Genomic DNA, 21268 nt, shown 5'->3' on the forward strand with positions numbered 1-21268 from the left:
GTCAAAAGACCGGACCAGACGGCTTCGTAACATGGGACATCTAATTTCGATGCCCTCTGGAGCCCTCATGAACAAGTCCTTGCTCTGCGCTTCCCTCGCGGCCCTCGCGCTCGCGGCCCCACTCGCCCAGGCCCACACGGCCGGCGATATCATCGTTCGCGCCGGTGCCATCACCGTCAACCCGGAAGCCGACAGCTCCAGCGTCAAGGTCGACCGTGGCCCGCTGGCCGGCGCCGACCTGGGCGGCAAGGCGACCATGAGCAGCGACACGCAGTTGGGCTTGAACTTCGCCTACATGATCACCAACAACCTGGGGATCGAACTGCTGGCGGCCTCGCCGTTCGAGCACGACGTGAAAATCAAAGGCACCGCCCTGGGCGCGGCCAATGGCAAGCTCGGCACCCTCAAACACCTGCCGCCGACCCTGAGCCTGGTCTACTACCCGCTCGACGCCAAGTCGGCGTTCCAGCCTTATGTCGGCGCCGGCATCAACTACACCTGGATCTACGACGAACACGTCGGCAGCGAAGCCAGCGCCAACGGCTTCAGCAATTTCCGCGCGAGCAATAGTTGGGGCATGGCGTGGCAAGTGGGTGCTGACTACATGTTGACCGACAACATTATGATCAACGGCCAGATCCGCTACATCGACATCGACACCACCGCGTATGTGGACAACAACGCCGTGGCCGGCGGTACCCGGGCCAAGGTGAATGTCGATGTGGACCCATGGATCTACATGGTGGGCTTGGGCTACAAGTTCTAAGCCGAACCTGAAGATACAAAAATCCCTATGGGAGCGAGCTTGCTCGCGATAGCGGTGGGTCAGTCAACATGATTGCTGGCTGACTCACCGTCATCGCGAGCAAGCTCGCTCCCACAGTTTTTTGGGTAGCGGGAAAATCAGCGTCCCAACAACCGCGCCAACCCCACGCTCATCGGGGTTTGCGGGGGAAAGCTGAAGCGCTGCAACAGCCGATGGTTGTCAGCCCGCGAATGGCGGATGTCGCCGGAGCGCGCCGGGCCGTAGCTGATCGGCGGCAGATCGCCCACCACGGCGGCGAGGGCCTGGAGCATCTGCTTGAGGGTCGTGGCCTGGTTCCAGCCGACGTTCACCGCGCCCACTTCCACCTCGGGCTTTTCGATGGCCTGCACCAGCAAATCCACCAAATCTTCGACATAGACAAAATCCCGAGTCTGCTCACCGTCGCCAAACACAGTGATTGGCAGGCCTTTCTGCGCCCGTTCGCTGAAGATGCTGATGACCCCGGAATACGGCGAGGACGGATCCTGGCGCGGGCCGTAGATGTTGAAGAAGCGGAACACCACCGGCTCCAGGTCGTGCTGGCGGCGATAGAAGTCGAAGTAGAACTCGCTGGCCAGTTTGTCCGAGGCATACGGCGTGAGCGGGGCCTTGGGGGTTTCTTCGTCGATGGACTCGCCTTCGCCGTTGTTGCCGTAGACCGCTGCGCTGGAGGCGAACAGCACCCGCTTCACACCGCTCTGGCGCATGGCTTCGCAGACATTCAGGGTGCCGATGAAATTGCTCTGGTGGGTGCGCACGGGGTCGTCCACCGAAGCTTGCACCGAGGCCACCGCCGCCAGGTGCGCCACGGCGCTGCAACCGGCCATGACCCGCGCCACCAGCGCGGCATCGGCGACGTCACCTTCGATCAGTTCGAGCGCCGGATTGTCCAGCGGCAGGTTGCTGCGCTTGCCGGTGGACAGATCATCGAGGATGCGCACCGAATGGCCCTTGGCGAGCAAGGCGTCGGTCAGGTGCGAACCAATGAAACCCGCGCCGCCGGTGATTAAAACAGGGCCTTCAGCCATGGCGATAAAACCTATCCAGTAAGCCCGGGAGTGCCGCGCGCCAGGCGCGGGGCTTGATCCCGAAAGTGTGCAGAATTTTCTTGCAGGCCAGTACCGCGTGCTGCGGTTCTTCCGCGGCGTCCGGCCGTGCGGCGTGAGCCTGGGGGGTGGGTGACTCGATGGCCAGCGGATGCAGGGCGCGGGCTTCGGTGAGGATCGCCTGGCCCAGCGCCAGCGGCGTAGTCGCCTCGTGGCCGGCGTAATGGTAGGTGCCCCACAGCGGCGCCGCGCAATCGAGTTGCTTGAGCACCGAGATGATCACGCGCGCGGCATCGTCCACCGGCGTCGGATTACCGCGACGGTCGTCGGCCAGCAACAGCTCTTCAGGCTGTTCGGCCCGGGCCAGGAAACGCCCGAGGATGCCATCGGCGCTGTCGTCCAGCAGCCAGCCGAACCGCAGCAGCACATGTTGCGGGCAGGTGGCGCGCACGCTTTGCTCGATCCGCCACAGCGCCTGGCCGCGTACGCCCAGGGGTACGGGCTCGTCTTTCTCGCTGTAGGCCGTGGCGCGGGAGCCATCGAACACGCGATAGCTCGACGGTTGCAGCAAGACGATGTTGTGATGCTGGCACAGCCCGGCCAGGCGCTCGACAGCGCGCTCCTGGCTGGCCAGGCGCTGCTCGCTGACGGCCTCGGCCTGGAACCAGTCGAAGTAGTACGCCAGGTTGATCAAGGCGTCCGGGCGGGTGTCGTCGAGCAGTTGCGTCAGGCTCGCGGCATCCCAACCGTCTTCGGGCGGGCGGGGGGCAAGAAAACCGATGTCTTCTTCTGCACCGAGGCGAATCAGCGCCTGCCCAAGGGCATTTCCGCCGCCCAGTAACATAAGGCGCATTCGCATAAAGTCAGCAGGCCCAGTCTATTGGCACAAGAATTTGGTCGACAACGCCCGCGGGCGTTGTCGGAATCGTTGCATTTTGCGGGTTTAGTGTGCAACCGTCATCCGTAAAGTGCAGATCGCCGGGTTTGTGCAGGTCTTGAGGCCCTCATCGCGAGCAAGCTCGCTCCCACAGGGGATCTCAGGTGCCCATGCTATCCCTGTGGGAGCGAGCTCGCTCGCGATAGCGGCCTGGCAGGCAATGAAGGTTTCAAGTGGTACTTGCATCTTCCCCACCCCACCCGCCTAAACTGCCCCCATGAATCTGCCCCTTGCAGCCAACCACGCCATGGCCGGCTTTCACCCCGCCGTTCGCGCCTGGTTCAGCCAGACCTTCCCGGCGGTCACGGCCGCACAGGCCCGGGCGTGGCCGTTGATCGGCCAGCGTCGTTCGACCCTGGTGGCGGCGCCTACCGGCTCGGGCAAGACCCTGACGGCGTTTCTTGCCGTGCTCGATGACCTGGTTCATCGCGGCCTGGAACAGGGCGGCCTGCCGGACCAGACCCTGGTGGTCTATGTCTCGCCGCTCAAGGCCCTGAGCAACGATATCCAGATCAACCTGCAGAATCCCCTGGCCGGCATCACCGAGCAATTGCAAAAAATGGGCTTGCCGCCCCTGCACATCACCACCGCCGTGCGTACCGGCGACACGCCGCAGAAAGAACGCTCGGCGATGCGCAAGGCCGCGCCGCACATTCTGGTGACCACCCCCGAATCGCTCTACGTGCTGCTCGGTTCCGATTCCGGGCGGCAGATGCTCGCCAGCACCCGCACGGTCATCGTCGACGAAATCCACGCCATCGCCGCCAGCAAACGCGGCAGCCACCTGGCCTTGAGTCTGGAGCGCCTGCAAGCCCTGTGTGCCGAGCCGCTGATGCGCATCGGCCTGTCCGCCACGCAAAAGCCCATCGAAGCGGTGTCGCGTTTTCTCGTCGGTGAGGGACGCACCTGTGAAATCGTCGACATCGGCCACGCCCGCCCCCGGGACCTGGACATCGAGGTGCCACCAGTGCCGCTGTCGGCGGTGATGGCCAATGACGTGTGGGAACTGGTCTACAACCGCCTCGCCGAGCTGGCCCGGGAACACCGCACCACGCTGGTGTTCGTCAACACCCGGCGTTTGGCCGAACGCCTGACCCGTCACCTGAGCGAACGCTTGGGCAAGGACGCCGTGGCCGCCCACCACGGCAGCCTGGCGAAAGAGTTTCGCCTCGACGCCGAACAACGCCTCAAACGCGGCGAGCTGAAGGTGCTGATCGCCACCGCGTCCCTGGAGCTGGGCATTGATATTGGCGATGTCGACCTGGTCTGCCAGATCGCCTCGCCCCGCTCGATCTCGGCCTTCCTGCAACGGGTCGGTCGTTCCGGCCACCAAGTCGGTGGCACGCCCAAGGGACGCCTGTTCGCCACCACCCGCGATGACTTGATCGAATGCGCCGCCCTGCTCGACTGCGTACGCCGTGGCGAACTCGACATCCTGCACATCCCCACGGCGCCGCTGGATGTACTGGCCCAGCAGATCGTCGCCGAGGTCAGTTGCCAGGAATGGCAGGAGCAGGCGCTGCTGGAGAGTTTCCGCCGCGCAGCGCCCTACACAGACCTGGACGACCACCACTATCAGGCCTTGTTGCAGATGCTCGCCGAAGGCTTCAATGGCCGCCAAGGTGTGCGCAGTGCCTACCTGCACCGGGACGCTGTTGCCCGGACCTTGCGCGGGCGCCGGGGCAGCAAGCTGACAGCGGTGACCAGCGGCGGCACCATTCCGGACAATGCCGACTACAGCGTGCTGCTCGAACCCCAAGGGCTGAACATCGGCAGCGTCAACGAAGACTTCGCGGTGGAGAGCATTGCCGGCGATGTGTTCCAGTTGGGCAATACGTCGTATCGCATCATTCGCGTCGAGACCGGCCGCGTGCGGGTCGAGGACGCCCAGGGCCAGCCGCCGACCATCCCGTTCTGGCTCGGCGAAGCGCCGGGGCGCAGCGCCGAATTGTCTTTCGCCGTGGCGCGCCTGCAAGCCCAGCTCGACCAACTGCTGGCCGCTACGCCGGGCCACCTGCAACCGGCCCTCGATTGGCTCACCGACACCCTGCAACTGAACCTGGCCAGCGCCGAACAACTGGTGGATTACCTGGCCCCGGCGCGCCTGGCCTTCGGCGCATTGCCGTCCCAGGACACGCTGCTGATGGAGCGGTTTTTCGACGAGTCCGGCGGCACGCAACTGATCATCCACACGCCCTTCGGCAGCCGTATCAACCGCGCCTGGGGCCTGGCCTTGCGCAAGCGCTTCTGCCGCACCTTCAACTTCGAATTGCAGGCCGCCGCCAGTGAAGACGCCATCGTGCTCTCGCTGTCCACCAGCCACAGCTTCGAACTGGACGAAGTGTGGCGCTACCTCAACAGCCACAGCGCCGAGCAGATCCTGGTCCAGGCGGTGCTGGATGCGCCGCTGTTCGGCGTGCGCTGGCGCTGGAACGCTGGCGTGGCCCTGGCCTTGCCGCGCTACGCCGGCGGGCGCAAAGTCGCCCCGCAGATCCAGCGCATGAAAAGCGAGGACCTGATCGCCAGCGTGTTTCCAGACCAGATCGCCTGCCTGGAGAACCTCGCCGGCGAGCGGGAGATCCCCGATCACCCGCTGGTGGAACAGACCCTCGACGATTGCCTGCACGAAGCCATGGACAGCGAAGGCTGGCTGACGCTGTTGCGGCGCATGGAAGCGGGCGAGATTCGCCTGATCAGCCGCGACCTGCCGGCGCCGTCACCGCTGGCGGCGGAAATCCTCAGCGCCCGGCCCTACACCTTTCTCGACGACGCGCCGCTGGAAGAACGGCGCACCCAAGCGGTGATCAACCGGCGCTGGAGCGATCCACAGGCCACCGACGACCTGGGCGCACTGGACGCCGAAGCCATCCAGTCGGTCCGCGATGAGGCCTGGCCGACACCGGCCAATCTCGATGAAATGCACGAAGCCTTGATGAGTCTGGCCTGCATCGCCGACAGCGAAGCCGACGCCCACGCGCCGTGGCTGGATTGGTTGCAGGCATTGGCCGCCAGTGGTCGCGCCAGTCACCTGCAGATCAGCGCCGAGCGTGGTCTGTGGGTGCCGCTGGAGCGCCTGACCTGCCTGCAAGCCCTTTATCCACAGGCCCGCTGGCAGCCGGCGCTGACGCCCCTGGCCGGTTTCGATGAAGCCTGGGCCAGCGACGAAGCCCTGGTGGAAGTGCTCCGCGCCCGGCTCAGTGCCTTTGGCCCGTTGCCGTTGAAGGCCATCGCCTACCCGCTGGGGTTGTCGACGCCGCAGGTCACCCAGGCCCTGGCGCAGCTTGAACAACAAGGCTATGTGCTGCGCGGACGGTTCACGCCGGGCACCGGCCAGGAGGAATGGTGCGAACGGCATTTGCTGGCGCGGATCCATCGCTACACGGTCAAGCGCCTGCGCCGGGAAATCGAGCCGGTGATGCTGCAGGATTTCATGCGCTTCCTGTTCGACTGGCAACACCTGTCATCGTCCAGCCAAGGTCGGGGCAATGCCGTGCTGCCGTCGATCCTCGGCCAGTTCGAAGGCTTCCCGGCCGCTGCGTCAGCCTGGGACAGCGACCTGCTGCCGGCGCGGATCAAGGACTATTCGCCCAGTTGGCTCGATGAGTTGTGCCGCAGTGGCAAGTGGGTATGGACGCGCCTGAGCGCGCGCCAGAAGCCTTCCGCCAGCGCCCTGCGCAGCACGCCGGTGGTGTTGCTGCCGCGCAGTCAGGTGGCGTTGTGGAGCAGCCTGGCCGGACAAACGGCCCTGGATGAGTTGTCACCCAAGACGCAAAAAGTCCATCAGGCCCTCAGCGAACACGGCGCGCTGTTTTTCGACGAACTGGCCCACGAAGCCCACCTGCTGCGCAGCGAACTGGAAATCGCCTTGCAGGAACTGGTGGGCGCCGGGTGGGTGAATGCCGACAGCTTCGCCGGCTTGCGCGCGCTGATCACCCCCGCCAGCAAACGCCAGGCCCGCAGCAGCCGGCGCGGGCGCGGCGCGTTTGTCGGCGGCATGGACGACGCCGGTCGCTGGGCCTTGTTGCGCCGCAGCCAGCCCGCGCCTGCGGAGGGCAATCGTCCCGCGCCCACACCGCCCGACACCTTGGAACACATCGCCATGACCCTGCTGCGCCGTTACGGCGTGGTGTTCTGGCGCTTGCTGGAGCGGGAGGCGGATTGGCTGCCAAGTTGGCGCGAGCTGCTGCGCACCTTTCATCGCCTGGAGGCGCGGGGCGCGATTCGTGGCGGGCGTTTTGTCAGCGGCCTGGCGGGCGAACAATTCGCCCTGCCCGAAGCCATCCCGCTGCTGCGCGAAACCCGCCGCCGCCCCACCGATGGCAGCCTGGTGGCGGTGTGCGGCGTCGACCCGCTGAACTTGGCCGGCACCTTGCTGCCGGGGGCGAAAGTGCCGGCATTGGCGAGTAATCGGCTGGTGTATCGGGATGGGTTGCCGGTGGCGGCACAGATTGCCGGCAAGCAGCATCTTTGGGTGGAGTTGGATGCTCAAGGGATGATTGAGGTCAGGAACAAGCTGATTCAGAAAGGTTGAGGGTGTCTGGGCCGGCCCTATCGCGAGCAAGCTCGCTCCCACAGGGATTATTCATTCACCACAAACCTACTGTGGGAGCGAGCTTGCTCGCGATGAGGCCATAAGCCCCACCACAGCCCCAGGCAATCATTGAGCTTGATCGGGCAGCTCATCCCCCGCTTTTTGCTCCTCGACCAACCGCTTGGGCAACACCACCTGCTGTGGATAAGTCTGCGCAAAATGCACCGCCGGATGGTTATCCACAAGCTTCTTCAACTGCTGGTTGAATGCCCGGCTCACCGCATATTGCCCACCCGACACAGTACGGAACTGCGCCGTGAGTACCACGCCGTTGAGGTCCATCTTGTCCACGCCAAACACATCCAACGGCCCTTGCAGGTTGAACTTGAGGAACGGGTCTTCGGCGATCGAACGCCCGGCTTCGCGGATCAGTTCGATGGCCTGGTCCACGTCGGTGTCGTAGGTGAACTGCACGGAGAAGAACGCAAAGGCAAATTGCCGGGACTGGTTGGTCACGGCCTTGATCTGGCCGAACGGCACCGAATGCACGAAACCCTTGCCGTCGCGCAGGCGCAGGGTGCGGATGGTCAGGCCTTCGACAGTGCCGGCGTGGCCGGAGCTGAGCACCACCCAGTCGCCGATGGACAGCGTGTCTTCGATGATGATGAACAGCCCGGTAATCACGTCCTGCACCAGTTGCTGGGAACCGAAACCGATCGCCAGCCCCACCACCCCGGCACCGGCCAGCAACGGCGCGACGTTGATGCCCAGGTTGGCCATGGTGGTGATTGCGCAAATCACCACCAGGATGATTTTCGCCGCGTTGCGCAACAGCGGCAGGATGGTCTTGACCCGGGTGCTGGGCTGGCGGGCCCCGCGCTTGTTCAGCGGCGGTTTCAGGGCTTCCTGGATCGCCGTGTCGAGCACCACCCACGTGAGCCAGGTCATCAGGAAGATCAGGCCGATGCGGCTCAAGGAATCACTGATCGCCCGGCCTATGGCGTTGCGCGAGGCGAACTCGAACAGGGAAATGCCCCAGATCCGCCCGAGGACCTCAATGAATACCACCGCCATGACGATGCGCAACAACGCGTGCAGCAGGCTCAACAGGCGGCCCTTGTAGGCGCTGTTGCGCTGGATGGCCTCGGCCTTGGGCGACTTGAAGACGTGCTGGAACACGGTGCTGAGGAACACCGTAGCGATCAGCAGAATGGTGGTGAACAGCGCACAACGCAGGGCTTTCTGGTTGTCCTCGCCGACACCGATCAGGCTCACCGCCGACACCAGCACCATCAACAGGATCGGCCAATACCAGAGCCCGGAGAAAATCCGCAGCGACTCCTGCAAGGCCGGTTGCTTCAAGCGCTGGGCCAGCGGGCGGTTGCGGATCAGGTGCGCCACGGGCCGGCGCATGCGAATCACCAGCCAGCCAAAGATCACCGAGGCGAACAGGCCAGTGAACACCGCGATGCTGCTGGTGATGTTACCGCCCAGTTGCCGGGCGATCTGCGGGCTGGTCAGGGCATCGCTGAGGGCAGCGAGAAAACCGATCAGGAACAACGGCCGCGGGCTGAAACGCCGGATCATCGCCACCGCCCGGCGTTTGTGGCCAGCGTTGAACATCACGATCACGCACAGCAACACCGAAGTGGAGAAAATACCGCTGCTGGTGGCGTAGGCGAAACACAGCGCCAGGGCGCGACCGACCGACACCTGCAGGAAGTGGCTGACGTACAGGGTCAGCGGCAGGCAGATCAACGCCGCAGCGGTGTACGGCAGCAGATAACCGAGCAGGTCGCGCAGGCGCTGGCGGCTGCGCAACCAGCGGCGCCGACCCAGATGGCGCAGCAGCAGCCGCGCGGCCGACCAGATCAGTGCGAAAGCGCCGATCCAGACGCTCGACAACAACAGGAAATCCCCCGCCACGCGCCAGGAAGAACGGGACGTCTGGTCCACCAGCCGGTCCACCTCATCCGCCGCCCGATCCGCCCGCAGGCGCCAGGCATCCACCAGGCTCTGGTTGAGGTCGAGCTTGTCCTGGACATCGTCGATGCTCGAGCTGATGGCCCCCAATAAACCGCCCTGCACCAGCGGCGCGGGTTCGGCGGGTGCTTCGCTGGGCTGGGAGGTGCCAGGGACAGCGGCGGTCCCGTAGGCGCTGGTGCCGGTCATCGCCAGCAGGAACAGCAGCAATACAGTGCTCAATCGAGACAAAACGCGAGGCTCCTTCACACGGGATCGGTAAGGAACTGATCAATAACGGGCGGGCAAGTTCGGTTTTGGCGGAATGTAAAGGTCTGTAGGAGCTGCCGAAGGCTGCGATCTTTTGATCTTGAGCTTTCGCTTGCGACTCAACTGTCTGGGACAAGATCGCAGCCTCGTTGCACTCGGCAGCTCCTACAGGCGCAGTCCTGCAGGAAGATAGCCTCGCCTCAATAGGCTTTCTCGCCGCTGGGCACCCCATCGAAACTTTCCGGGCCGCACGACAGTCATCAAAAGACACAGGCAGTACGAGGTCATTGGCACGGGAGGGATTCATGACGGCGATCCACATTGGTATTTCCGGCTGGCGCTACACGCCTTGGCGGGGGGATTTCTACCCCAAGGGGCTGACCCAGAAACGGGAACTGCAATTCGCCTCGCGAGCGGTCAATAGCATCGAAATCAATGGATCGTTCTACGCCCTGCAACGCCCCGAACGGTATGCCCAGTGGTACGCCGAGACACCGCCCGGCTTCGTGTTCAGCGTCAAGGCGCCGCGTTTCATCACCCACATCAAGCGCCTGCGGGACATCCGCAAGCCCCTGGCCAATTTCTTCGCCTCCGGCGTGCTGGAGCTCAAGGAGAAGCTGGGTGCGATCCTCTGGCAGTTTCCGCCCAGCTTCAAATTCGACCCCGAGCTGTTCGAAGACTTCCTCAAGCAACTGCCCCACGACACCGAAGGTGCCGCCGCCCTGGCCCGCGAGCACGAGCCGCGCCTGGACGGCCACGCCAGCACCACCACTGACAAAAAGCGCCCACTGCGCCACGCCGTGGAAATCCGCCATGACAGCTTTGTCGACCCGCACTTCGTCACGTTGCTCAAGCGCTACGACGTGGCCCTGGTGATTGCCGACACCGCCGGTAAATGGCCCTATCGCGAAGACGTCACCAGCGATTTCGTCTACCTGCGCCTGCACGGCGCCGAGCAGCTGTACGCCAGCGGCTATACCGACGAGGCGTTGAAGCGCTGGGGCGATCGGATCGAGGCCTGGAGCCACGGCAAGCAACCCGCCGACGCCCACCTGATCGACCCCGACAAGAAGCCCCGGGCCCGCAAAAGCCGGGAAGTGTTCTGTTATTTCGACAACGACATCAAAGTCCGCGCGCCCTATGACGCACGCCACCTGCTGGAACACTTCCACCTGGACAAGGACCTCGCCACCGCGCCCGGCGAGCGCCCGGCCGAAGGGGTATTGCCATGAACCGCCCGGAAACCAGCGAAGCGACCCACGAGCCGCCCCAGCAACAGGCCCAGGCTCTCGACCGGGTCAGCCGTTTCACCGTGCTGACGGTCAACACCCACAAGGGCTTCACCGCCCTGAACCGGCGCTTCATCCTGCCGGAACTGCGCGAAGCAGTGCGCAGCGTGTCTGCCGATGTGGTGTTCTTGCAGGAAGTCCACGGCACCCACGAACACCACCCCCAGCGCTACAGCAACTGGCCGAGCATGCCGCAGTACGAGTTCCTGGCCGACAGCCTCTGGCCGCAGTTCGCCTACGGGCGCAACGCGGTGTACCCGGCGGGCGACCACGGCAACGCGCTGCTGTCGAAATTCCAGATCATCCGCCATGACAACCTGGACGTGTCCATCAGCGGCCATGAAAACCGCGGCATGCTCCACAGCGTGCTGCGCCTGCCGGGCGATGGACAGCAAGTGCATGCCATTTGCGTGCACCTGGGGCTGCGCGAAGGTCATCGCGTGGAGCAACTCAAGCTGCTTTGCCAGCGCTTGAGCGAACTGCCGTCCGACGCGCCAGTGATCGTCGCGGGCGACTTCAACGACTGGCGCGGCAAGGCCAGTGAACTGCTCGAACCCTGCGGCCTGCGGGAAGTCTTCGCCGAACAGTGGGGCAAACCGGCCCGCAGCTTTCCGGCACGCCTGCCGGTCCTGCGCCTGGACCGCATCTACGTGCGCAACCTCAAGGCCCGCCATCCCAAGGTGTTGAGCGTACGCCCCTGGTCGCACCTCTCCGACCACGCACCGCTGTCGGTGGAGATCGAATTATGAGCGCGACGATGAACAAGGCGACGGTTGAGCAGGTCGAGGCGTCACCCACCGAGCGCAACCCGGCGCTGGCCGATATCGAATACGGCTGGCACGGCAACAATCGCGTCAAGCTGCTGGAAAACGGCGAAGAGTATTTCCCCAGGGTCTTCGAAGCCATTCGCCGGGCCGAGACAGAAATCCTCCTGGAGACCTTCATCCTGTTCGAGGACAAGGTTGGCTATGAACTACGGGACCTGTTGGTCGAAGCCGCCGCGCGTGGCGTGCGCATCACCGTCAGCCTCGATGGCTTCGGCTGCGGTGAGCTGACCACCGGTTTCCTGGCCTCGTTGAGCGACGCCGGGGTGCGCTTGCAGATGTTCGACCCGGCGCCCCGGCGCCTGGGGATCCGCACCAACTGGTTCCGCCGCCTGCACCGCAAGATCGTGGTGGTGGACGGGGTGATTGCGTTTATCGGCGGAATCAACTTTTCCGCCGACCACCTGGGCGATTTCGGCGCCGAGGCCAAGCAGGACTATTCCGTGGAGGTCAAAGGCCCGGCGGTGGTGGATATCCACCACTTCGCGCTGTTGCAGAGTGGCCGGCCCGCCCGGGCCAAATACTGGTGGCAACGCCGCCGCAGCCGCCGCAACGAGCTGGCGTTCAACGACCACGACGGCCAGGTGCGCCTGGTCTACCGGGATAATCACGAACACCAGAGCGACATCGAAGAGGTCTACCTGCAAGTGCTGCGCAGTGCCCAGCGGCGGGTGGTGATCGCCAACGCCTATTTCTTCCCTGGCTACCGGTTGCTGCGCGAGATCCGCAACGCGGCACGGCGCGGCGTGGAAGTCCGGCTGATCCTGCAGGGCCAGCCGGACATGATGATCGCCAAGCTCGCCGCACGCATGCTCTACAGCTACCTGCTCAAGGCCGGCGTGGTGATCTACGAATATTGCGAGCGCCCGCTGCACGGCAAGGTCGCCCTGGTGGATGAGGACTGGAGCACGGTGGGTTCGAGCAACCTCGACCCGCTGAGCCTGTCCCTGAACCTGGAGGCCAACGTGCTGATCCGCGACCGGGCGTTCAACCGCGAGTTGTTCGAGCGCCTCGACTACCTGAGCCGCAACCATTGCACCGCGATGCCCAAGGACCACGCCCCCCGGGGCCTGTTGTGGCGCATGACCATCGGTTTCATGGTGTTCCACTTTTTGCGCCATTTCCCGGCCTGGGCCGGCTGGCTGCCGGCCCATAAACCGCGTCTGAAACCATTTTCGCCGCCGACGGCGGTCCGGAGCGAACCCCATGAACCACTCTGAAGCGCACGCCGCGCCGAGAGATGCCCATGCGCCGGAACAGTCCAAGCCAAAATCCCGCTGGAGCCGCTGGAAAAGACCGCTGACCCTGGCGTTTTTCCTGCTGTTGATCGTGCTGTTCACCACCCTGGCCCGACGCATCGACTGGTCGGAGGTGTTCGCCACCCTGGCCGATTTCAAGGTGCGCACCTTGATCATCGCCGCCGCGCTGACCATCACCAGCTTCATCACCTATGCCTGCTTCGACCTGATCGGCCGCACCTACATCCGCCAGAAACTGGGTTGGCGGCAGATCTTGCCGGTGGGGGTGATCAGTTACGCGTTCAACCTCAACCTCAGCGCCTGGGTCGGTGGCATCGCCATGCGCTACCGGCTGTATTCGCGGCTGGGGGTCAGCACCGGAAACATTGCCAAGATCCTCGGCCTGAGCCTGGCCACCAACTGGTTCGGCTACATGACCCTGGCCGGAGTGGTGTTCAGCAGCGGCCTGGTGACCATGCCACCGGGCTGGAAACTCAGCAGCGATGCGTTGCAAGGCGTCGGCGCGCTGTTGCTGCTGGTGAGCGCGGGTTACCTGGTGGCCTGCCGATTTTCCAAGCGCCGGGCCTGGACCGTTCGCGGCATGGAAATCAACCTGCCTTCACTGCGCATGGCGGTGCTGCAACTGGCGCTGGGCGCGCTGAACTGGTCGTTGATGGCGGCGGTGATCTTCACGTTGCTGCCCAGCAAACTGGATTATCCGGTGGTGCTCGGGGTGTTGCTGATCAGCAGCATTGCCGGGGTCATCACCCACATTCCGGCGGGGCTTGGGGTGTTGGAAGCGGTGTTCGTTGCGCTGCTGCAACACGAAGTGTCCCGGGGCAGCCTGCTGGCGGGGTTGATCGCCTACCGGGCGATCTACTTCATCCTGCCGTTGCTGATTACCGTGGTGATGTACCTGGTGATCGAGGCGAAGGCCAAGGCGTTGCGGGTCAAGCCCGGGCTCAAGTGATGGGTTGCCTGGCCTGGCCTCATCGCGAGCAAGCTCGCTCCCACAGGGGATTTGTAGCGTTCATTGTGGGAGCGAGCTTGCTCGCGATGAGGCCCGCCTGAACACCACACATCTACCGCTCCTGGATAATGCTCAACCGCTCTCCCACCACCATTTCCGTGATCCAGTCCACCAGGATCGAGGTGTAGGCCTGCTGTGACACGGGGTCGCTCAAGGCATGGTCGGCACCGTCGATGATCCGGTGAGTCAGCGAATGGGTCTGCTGGCACGCCGCCCGGTAGCTCATGATGGTGGCATGGGGCACGTAGGCATCGGTCTCGGACTCCACCAGCAACACATCGCCGGTGAACTGCGAACACGCATGCAGGGCGCGATTGGTTCCGGCGTGCACCAGGGTGCTGCGGTAATCCAGCAGGTCGGTCTTGTCCAGGTCGCGCTTGGGCGTGTGCCATTGCTCGTCGCGGTACAGCGCCGGCACCCGCAGGGCCAGCCAGCGTACCGGACGCAACGAAGTCAGGATCGAAGCCAGGTAGCCGCCATAACTGGTGCCCACCACGGCAATCGCCGAGGTATCCAAGGCCGGGTGGGCGAGCAGTCGGTCGTATGCCGCCAACAGGTCTCGCAGGTTGTCCTCGCGGGTGACTCGCGCCAACGGGATCCCCGCACCGCCGGTGTGCCCACGCAAGTCGAAGGTCAGGCACACGCAGCCCAGGCCGGCGATGCCTTTGGCCCGTTCCAGGTCCCGCTCCTGGCTGCCACCCCAACCGTGCACGAACAACACGCCAGGGACCTTCGACTTGGGACTCAGGAATGTCCCGTTCATGCGTTCATCGTCAATCTCGATCTGAATGGTTTCACTTCTAGCCGTCATAGGATTGAACCGTTACGTATTTGAGAAGGAAGTCGCCGTTGTGCGCCGCGCCGCGATAGACCTCCCTCGCGCCGGGCGGCAGCGGTTGCTCGGTGTAGGTCTCCACCGAGGACACCCGCACCGCGCTGGTTTGCGGCGTTTCGACGAACACCTGCAACGCCGCCAGTTCGGCGCTGCTGGCGCCGCCCATGCGCCATGACTGTTCCAATACGCCGCCACGGGGCTGGCCGGCGGCATCCAGGCCCTGGGCAATGTCGTAATTACGCCGCGATGCAAAAAAGCTCGGGTAGGCCTGGTTGGCGGCGTCATCGAACACTTGCGCCAGGCGCACCGCCTCGCGCACATCGTCGGGCAGTTCGAGCCTGAGCAACTCGATATAGCCGCCCTGCGCCACCAGCAGGTCCGATCCGCCGTACACCTCCAACCCTTCGCTGTCGTGGGTCAGGTGTTGCACACCGCAATAACTCAGGACCTTGCCGTTGATGAAGCTCTGGCCGACGCTCTGGGTCTTGACCTCGTTGAGGTGCTGTTCCAGCGCCACCCCATCGCGAAACAGCGCCTGGGCATCGGGCTCGGCGACGATTTCATCGAACTGCGCCAGGCTCTTGATCAGCCGTTGCCCACGTCCGGCACAGGCATGGATCGGCTTGAGGCGAATCGGCCCGGAGTACAGCAAATGTTCGGCGGCCGGGCGCGCATCCTTGAGCGAAAAGACCGTCACGCCATCGAGTACCGCGCCTCGCGTGAGCTTGGCAAACAGCGGCGACCAGCCTTTGGGCGCCACGGCGTCCTTATTCAACAGACCGTGGGTAATCGCCTTGGTGCAGATAAAATCATGCTCGACATACCCGCCCCACACATCCTCCGGCCCCTTGCCCCCCAGGCGCATCAAGGTTTCGCTGCCGATCAGGGTTTGCGTGGGCAACAGATAAAGATCATGAGCGACCTGAGGGTCATGACTGTCGCCGTACTCCCATCCCAGGATCTGTGCCAGCCACTGGGCCAGTGCACGGTTGGTCTCGACCTCATGGCGCGGCGCTTGTGGATTGACCGAATAGGCCACTACCCGCTTGTTGCGATTGACTGGTGTCATGCGTTGCCCTTTTTCCTGTGCTCGATGGCTTTAGATAAGGGAAGGTGCAGAGATCAGGCCAACGAGGTAATGGCGATGAGGGTCAGCCAAGCGGGCGCGTCGGGAGCAATTGATAGCACCGGGCCTGTTTCATTCTGCACGAGAGACGGCAGGCATCCGGCAAATTGCACGATCTCCAGCAGCATACGCCCCCTCCTGTGGCGAGGGAGCCTTGCTCCCACAAATCCCCTCGCCACAAGGGTTCAGTGTCAGCCCTTGGGAGCATTCGGCGGGCTTACCCCAAACCGCGCCCGGTAATCGCTCGGCGCCAACCCGGTGATTTTCTTGAACGTCGCGCGAAAGGCGCTCGGGTCCTGGTAACCGACGGTCCAGGCAATGTGGTCGATGGTGCCATTGGTGAATTCCAGCATTTCCCGGGCCTTGCCGACGCGCAGGTGCTGGCAGTATTCGGTGGGCTTGAGCCCGGTGGCGGCGCGAAACCGGCGCAGGAAAGTACGTTCTTCCAGAGCGGCGCGTTCGGCCATCGCAGCGAGGGAAACCTCCACCGCGCCGCTGCTCTGCAACCAATGCTGGACCTTGAGAATCGCCGGGTCGCCATGGCCGAGGATGGGCGCAAAATTACTGCCGCACTGGCTCGCGCTGTCGCTGTGCTCGATCACCAGAAATTGCGCCGTGCGCGTGGCGATGCTGGGCCCGAGCAGGCGGTCCACCAGGCGCAGCCCCAGTTCCGACCAGGCCATCAGCCCGGCGGTGGTGATCAGGTCACCGTCGTCGACGATGGGTTTGTCGGCGTTGAGCTTGATCTTCGGGTAACGCGCGGCAAAGGTCTTGGCCGAAGTCCAGTGGGTGGTGGCGCTGCGCCCGTCGAGCAAGCCGCTTTCGGCCAGCAGGATCGAGCCCACGCAAACCCCGCCCAGCACTGTGCCGTCGGCATGCTGCGCCCGCAGCCAATCCATCAGCGCCTGGGAGACCAAGCCTGCACTGAAACCGGCAAGGGACGGTGGAATCAACAACGCCACCAGCTTGCCCGCCGGGCCGGTTTCGCTGTCGAACACCCGCAGCGGAGCCTCGCCCTCCTCCGCCCGCCAGTGACTCACCCGCAGCGTTGGCAACTGCACGCTGGCATGCTCGGCCGCGATCCGCTGCGCCACGGCAAACAGATCGGTCAAGCCATGCACCGCCGCCAGTTGCGCGCCAGGGTAAATGAGCACCCCAAGCTCGGCGACTGCCCTTTGCTGCGTCATTGTCAGTTTTCCCTCGCTTATTGTCGTTGCGGCCAATCCTCGAAGCGACGGCAAAAGCCAATACTGGCTTCACACCCAATCTGATCGAGGAAGCCCCCATGTCCAAGCAAGCGCTCATCGTAGTCGATATCCAGAACGACTACTTCCCCCAGGGCAAATGGCCGTTGGTCGGCGCCCACGCCGCCGCCGATAACGCCGCACGCTTGATCGAAGCCTTTCGCCAGGCCGGCGACAGCGTGGTGCATATCCGCCACGAATCCACCTCCGACGACGCGCCCTTCTTCACCCCAGGCTCCGAAGGCGCACAGTTGCACCCCAAGGTGCTCAACCGCGCCGATGAACCGGTAGTGCTCAAGCACTTCGTCAATTCGTTTCGCGAAACCGAACTGCAAGCCATCCTCGACCAGCACGGCATCGAACAACTGGTGGTGGTCGGCAGCATGAGCCACATGTGCGTTCACGGCGTGGTGCGGGCGGCAGCGGACCTGGGCTACGGCGTCACGGTGGTCCATGATGCCTGCGCCACCCTCGATCTGGAATTCAACGGCGTCGTCGTGCCTGCTGCCCAGGTGCATGCGGCGTTCATGGCCGCGCTGGTTTTTGCCTACGCGAGTGCGGTGAGCACCGAGCAATTCCTGGCGGCCAATCGCTGAATACACGGCACATCGAAAAAACCGCAAAAAAACCGCGCTTCGTCGGCGAAGTGCGGTTTTGCCTCAAGCATCAACGCTGTGCCTGGAAGCGCTCACACATCCAGCACTTGCAGCAACCTCGGCATCGTCGCCACGAATCCCATCTGCTGCGCTTCGCGCGCCATCCCTTTCAACTTCTCGCCGCTGGCTTGATCGGCGCTGCGCAGCCACTGCCCCGCCACGTCGATCAACCGCACATGGTGGGTGATCCAGGCGCATGACGCCGACTCGGGCAATGCCGCCATCTGTTGCCCATGCCAGATCGCCTGTTCGGTATTGCCCGCCAACAGGCAGGTTTCAGCGGCGGCCACGCGAAAGCGCAAAGCGTTGTGGGCCAGGCAGGCCAGGGTGAGCTGGGCTTCGCCCGTCGCCAAGGCCTGCTGGCTGAGCGGCCCATCGTCGCTGATCATCGCCAGGCTGCCGTAGACCCACGGCCCGATGTAGCGCTGCAGCTCGAAGCGCTCCACCAGGCTCGCCGCCTCCATGATCAAGGTCTGCGCCAGTCCGCGCTCGCCCTGGCGCAACGCCACCCGCGCCAACCCTTCCAGCAGGATCGCTTCGAAACGGCTGGCGCCGAGGTTGCGCGCCAAGGCCAGGGCGCAGGTCAGCTCTTGCTCCGCCAAGGCATCCTCGCCGCCCGCCACCAGCACCCAGGCCGCCGTGAGCCGCGAGAAAACCTGTGCCCGATGATTGCCCAGCCGGGTGCTGCATTCGATGGCCTCCATGGCGTCACGCAAAGCCTGCTCCGGCTGGCCCAGGTACAGCTGCGCCGATCCACGGGCGCTGCGATTGCCCGCCTCCACGTGCGCCAGCCCATTGCGCTCGCACAGGCGTACGCATTGATCGAACACCTCGTAGGCGGTCTGCATGCGCCCTTGTGCGTAATAGGAGTCGCCAATGCCACTCAGGGCCTTGGCCTCGGTTTCCAGATCCCGGCCGATGCGGGCACAGGACAAGGCCTCTTCATGGAGCCGGCGACACTCAGCGTAATCGCCCCGTGGAAAATAGATGTTCCCGTGCAAGTGATTCAACCGGGCCAGCGCCGTATGCGCCTGCATGGCCCGGGCGATGGGCAGCATGTCCTCGATCAGGCGCTCCTCCTCGTCCAGGCAATCGAGGGTATTGAGGACCGCTGCCAGCCCCAGCGCAGCCTCGATCTGATCCCGTGGCTGCTCGGCCAATACCAAGGCCCGCTGGAAATGCGCCCGGGCCTCCAAGGTCTGGCCCAGGCCCGAGCACGCCTGGCCGCACAGCAACGCGAAGGAAAAATCGCCCTGCGTACGCTCGGCAAACGCCGCGCACTGCCGCGCCAGCGCAAGGACACCGTCGTACTGGCAGGCCAGGCGTTTTTCGCCCATGGCAAGCAACAGCGCGTCGAACGCCGCCGGATCGTTGGCCCGCAGCAAATGCTGGGCATAGAGCACCCGGTCGCGCTCGCGGTAGAGGCTCGCCACCTCACCGTGCAACTGCTCGCGAAGCAACGTGGGCATCGCGTCGTAGAGGCAGTGCATGACCAGGTCGTGGACAAACAGATAGCTGCCTGGCTCGACTTCCCGCAGCAGCCCCTGGCGCATGTCCGCCGTCGGCAGATAACCGGGCTGCCCCAGCGCTTGGCGCCACAGCGTCAGCTCGAAACGATTACCCAGCACCGCGGCGTAATGCAGGGCACGACGTTGCTCGGGGGCCAACTTGTCAAAGCGGGTCTGGACCAGATGGCGCAGACTGTCGGGGAAAATACCTTCCTGGCTCGACAGCAGTTGCGTCAAGTACAGCGGATTGCCCTGGGCGCGGGCAACACATTCAGCCCGGTAGCGCGGATCGACATCGATGAATTGCTCCGCCAGGACCGTGGCCTCCCGCGCCCGGATCGGCGCGATGTCGAGCAGACTCATGGGGCTGGAGGAATACGAGCGGATTTCGCCGCCCAGCGGGTCATCTTCGGGACGGGACGTGAGCAGCCAGACAACCGGGGCTTCGTCAGTCGCATCGAGCAGCTTGCCCAACAGCGTAAACAGCGTGGTGTCGCCCCAGTGCAGGTCTTCGAAGCAGATCACCAAGGGTTGTTGCACCGCGACGCGCAGCAACACGTCGAGCAAAGCCTGGAACAGCCCCTGGGTACGGGCCTGGTTGCTCATTGCGCCATACAGGATGGGCGGCTCGGCAGACGACACGCCCGTCAGCACTTGCAGGAACATGCGATGCTCGGCGGCCACTTTCAGGCGGGACAGGGCCGCGTCCAACAACGATGCGCTGATGGGCGGCGCCCCACCGAGGTTGAGCAGGCTGGCCACCAATTGCCCCAGGGGCCACAGACTGTTGTCCATGCCGAAATCCAGCACATCGCCGCGATGGCAGGCAAAGCCACGCTGCCGAGCCATTTCGAGAAACTCGCTGACCAACCGGGTCTTGCCGATGCCCGCCATGCCGCGCACATAGACGACGTGCCCGTCCTGGCATTCCTGGGTGGCTTCGATCACTGCCTTGAACTGCAACAGCTCAATGGCTCGCCCCACCAATGGACGCGGTGCGTTTTCGTCGAGGCTGCGCGGGCGCAGGCATTTGCGATAGGCCTGAAACTCATCGTCGGAGGCGGAAAACTCAAACCGGGCAGCGAGTTGTTCCAGCAGGTTCTGCGCAACATACACCGGCGCATTCCCATGACGATCCAGCAACGGCTTTTGTGCGAGCAAAGCAGGCTCAACATGGGGGTATGTCGCTTCAGCACTCAAGCGCACAAGCCTCAGCACCAAGGCATGCCCGGGCGTGACGAATTGCTCGCGGCTCAGCGCCAACGCGCAGAGCAGGCCTCGTTCGCTATCGCTGCGATACGCCTGCGGAGAGCCGAATTGGGCGATCACAACATCCTGCGTCATCCCTAGTGGAACGCCACCGAACTGACGCACCAGACGCTCGACTTCATCCATGAACGTCGCCCCTGGCAACCCATCGATACGAAAGGACAGTTCAAGTACATAGCGAATGACGCTGTCATCGACCTGTTTCTGCGCCTGTTGCGCAAAGGCCACCTGGTGCAGTTCGGTCATCGTCTGTTGGATGTGCACCAAAGCCGCCGAGGCGGGATCGCCCAGCAGCGCACTCACATCGACCCCGAAGGCCGTCGCCAGGTGCCGAGCGGTGCGATAAAGCACTGGCTTGCCGGTTTCAGCGCGCTTGATGGAGGCGATCGAGACGCACAAATGCCGGTTCAGGCAGGCCTCGGCCAAGGTTTCCTGACTCAGTCCATGCTGTTTGCGCAGTCCTTTCAACGACACCGCGTCCAGCAGCACACGACCGTCGGATATCGAGGCATCACGCTTGGGCAGGGCAGCAAAGGTATTGTGTCGGGAGTCCATGTCGATAACCCTTCTACCCTGGGACAACGGCAGCCGATCGAGTGTACTCCAGCACCTCTCTGCGGGTTAATGAAAAGATGGCATTTGGCCTGATACCAAACTGATACCGGACTGACACTGCTCTGGACTGTCCGGTTATCACG

15 protein-coding genes are annotated in these 21268 nt (G+C 64.0%); 7 read left to right on the forward strand and 8 right to left on the reverse strand.

Translation table 11 applies throughout. From position 1 onward, the window contains the following. Positions 1 to 67 precede the first annotated feature (67 nt). Positions 68 to 766: an OmpW family protein gene (locus tag LOY50_RS25575; RefSeq protein ID WP_003206048.1), complete on the forward strand. Its 699-nt coding sequence runs from the start codon at positions 68 to 70 to the stop codon at positions 764 to 766. Between the two features lie 137 nt (positions 767 to 903). Here the strand turns inward: LOY50_RS25575 and LOY50_RS25580 are convergent, their stop codons facing one another. Further along, positions 904 to 1833 (reverse strand): NAD-dependent epimerase/dehydratase family protein, encoded by a 930-nt coding sequence (locus LOY50_RS25580; RefSeq protein ID WP_003206051.1) that lies wholly within the window; start codon positions 1831 to 1833, stop codon positions 904 to 906. Continuing rightward, positions 1826 to 2710 carry a sugar nucleotide-binding protein gene (locus LOY50_RS25585; RefSeq protein WP_122566165.1) on the reverse strand — a complete coding sequence of 295 codons (885 nt, stop codon included), beginning with the start codon at positions 2708 to 2710 and terminating at the stop codon, positions 1826 to 1828. Before LOY50_RS25585 ends, LOY50_RS25580 begins: the two co-directional genes overlap by 8 nt. Before the next feature lie 295 nt (positions 2711 to 3005). Between LOY50_RS25585 and LOY50_RS25590 the strand changes: the two genes are divergently transcribed. Continuing rightward, a complete protein-coding gene (locus tag LOY50_RS25590; RefSeq protein WP_258689508.1) occupies positions 3006 to 7319 on the forward strand; it encodes a DEAD/DEAH box helicase in 4314 nt (1437 codons plus the stop codon). 126 nt (positions 7320 to 7445) lie between these two features. Here LOY50_RS25590 and LOY50_RS25595 read toward each other — a convergent pair whose 3' ends face one another. Beyond that, on the reverse strand, positions 7446 to 9533 hold the full coding sequence (locus LOY50_RS25595; protein WP_258689510.1) for a mechanosensitive ion channel family protein: 2088 nt from the start codon (positions 9531 to 9533) through the stop codon (positions 7446 to 7448). Between the two features lie 323 nt (positions 9534 to 9856). On the opposite strand from LOY50_RS25595, the gene LOY50_RS25600 reads away from it, so the two are divergent. Genes LOY50_RS25600 through LOY50_RS25615 form a run of 4 tightly spaced genes read left to right on the forward strand, consistent with a single transcriptional unit; the run spans position 9857 to position 13872 of the window. Continuing rightward, a complete protein-coding gene (locus LOY50_RS25600) occupies positions 9857 to 10783 on the forward strand; it encodes a DUF72 domain-containing protein (protein WP_253469821.1) in 927 nt (308 codons plus the stop codon). Next, positions 10780 to 11589, forward strand: coding sequence for an endonuclease/exonuclease/phosphatase family protein (locus LOY50_RS25605; RefSeq protein ID WP_253469824.1), 810 nt, complete (start codon positions 10780 to 10782; stop codon positions 11587 to 11589). Before LOY50_RS25600 ends, LOY50_RS25605 begins: the two co-directional genes overlap by 4 nt. After that, entirely contained in the window at positions 11586 to 12884 is a 1299-nt protein-coding gene (clsB, locus tag LOY50_RS25610) for a cardiolipin synthase ClsB (RefSeq protein WP_258689513.1), read from the forward strand. Before LOY50_RS25605 ends, clsB begins: the two co-directional genes overlap by 4 nt. Then, complete coding sequence (locus LOY50_RS25615; protein WP_258689515.1) at positions 12871 to 13872, forward strand: lysylphosphatidylglycerol synthase domain-containing protein; 1002 nt, start codon at positions 12871 to 12873, stop codon at positions 13870 to 13872. Before clsB ends, LOY50_RS25615 begins: the two co-directional genes overlap by 14 nt. 112 nt (positions 13873 to 13984) lie before the next feature. On the opposite strand, the gene LOY50_RS25620 is transcribed toward LOY50_RS25615, so the two are convergent. The 4 genes from LOY50_RS25620 to LOY50_RS25635 all read right to left on the reverse strand — a co-directional run bounded on the left by LOY50_RS25620 (position 13985) and on the right by LOY50_RS25635 (position 17080). After that, on the reverse strand, positions 13985 to 14743 hold the full coding sequence (locus LOY50_RS25620; protein WP_003206064.1) for a S9 family peptidase: 759 nt from the start codon (positions 14741 to 14743) through the stop codon (positions 13985 to 13987). Further along, positions 14733 to 15836, reverse strand: coding sequence for a DUF3182 family protein (locus LOY50_RS25625; RefSeq protein ID WP_258689516.1), 1104 nt, complete (start codon positions 15834 to 15836; stop codon positions 14733 to 14735). The genes LOY50_RS25620 and LOY50_RS25625 overlap by 11 nt, the downstream gene beginning before the upstream one ends. Before the next feature lie 53 nt (positions 15837 to 15889). Further along, a complete protein-coding gene (locus tag LOY50_RS25630) occupies positions 15890 to 16021 on the reverse strand; it encodes a hypothetical protein (RefSeq protein ID WP_258689517.1) in 132 nt (43 codons plus the stop codon). 63 nt (positions 16022 to 16084) lie between these two features. Then, on the reverse strand, positions 16085 to 17080 hold the full coding sequence (locus LOY50_RS25635) for a GlxA family transcriptional regulator (RefSeq protein ID WP_258689518.1): 996 nt from the start codon (positions 17078 to 17080) through the stop codon (positions 16085 to 16087). A gap of 98 nt (positions 17081 to 17178) precedes the next feature. Between LOY50_RS25635 and LOY50_RS25640 the strand changes: the two genes are divergently transcribed. Continuing rightward, positions 17179 to 17733: a cysteine hydrolase family protein gene (locus LOY50_RS25640; RefSeq protein WP_253469840.1), complete on the forward strand. Its 555-nt coding sequence runs from the start codon at positions 17179 to 17181 to the stop codon at positions 17731 to 17733. Positions 17734 to 17825: 92 nt separating this feature from the next. Here the strand turns inward: LOY50_RS25640 and LOY50_RS25645 are convergent, their stop codons facing one another. Beyond that, complete coding sequence (locus LOY50_RS25645; RefSeq protein WP_258689519.1) at positions 17826 to 21125, reverse strand: AAA family ATPase; 3300 nt, start codon at positions 21123 to 21125, stop codon at positions 17826 to 17828. Positions 21126 to 21268 lie beyond the last annotated feature (143 nt).

The organism is Pseudomonas sp. B21-010 (assembly GCF_024749325.1).
Taxonomy (GTDB): domain Bacteria; phylum Pseudomonadota; class Gammaproteobacteria; order Pseudomonadales; family Pseudomonadaceae; genus Aquipseudomonas; species Aquipseudomonas kilonensis.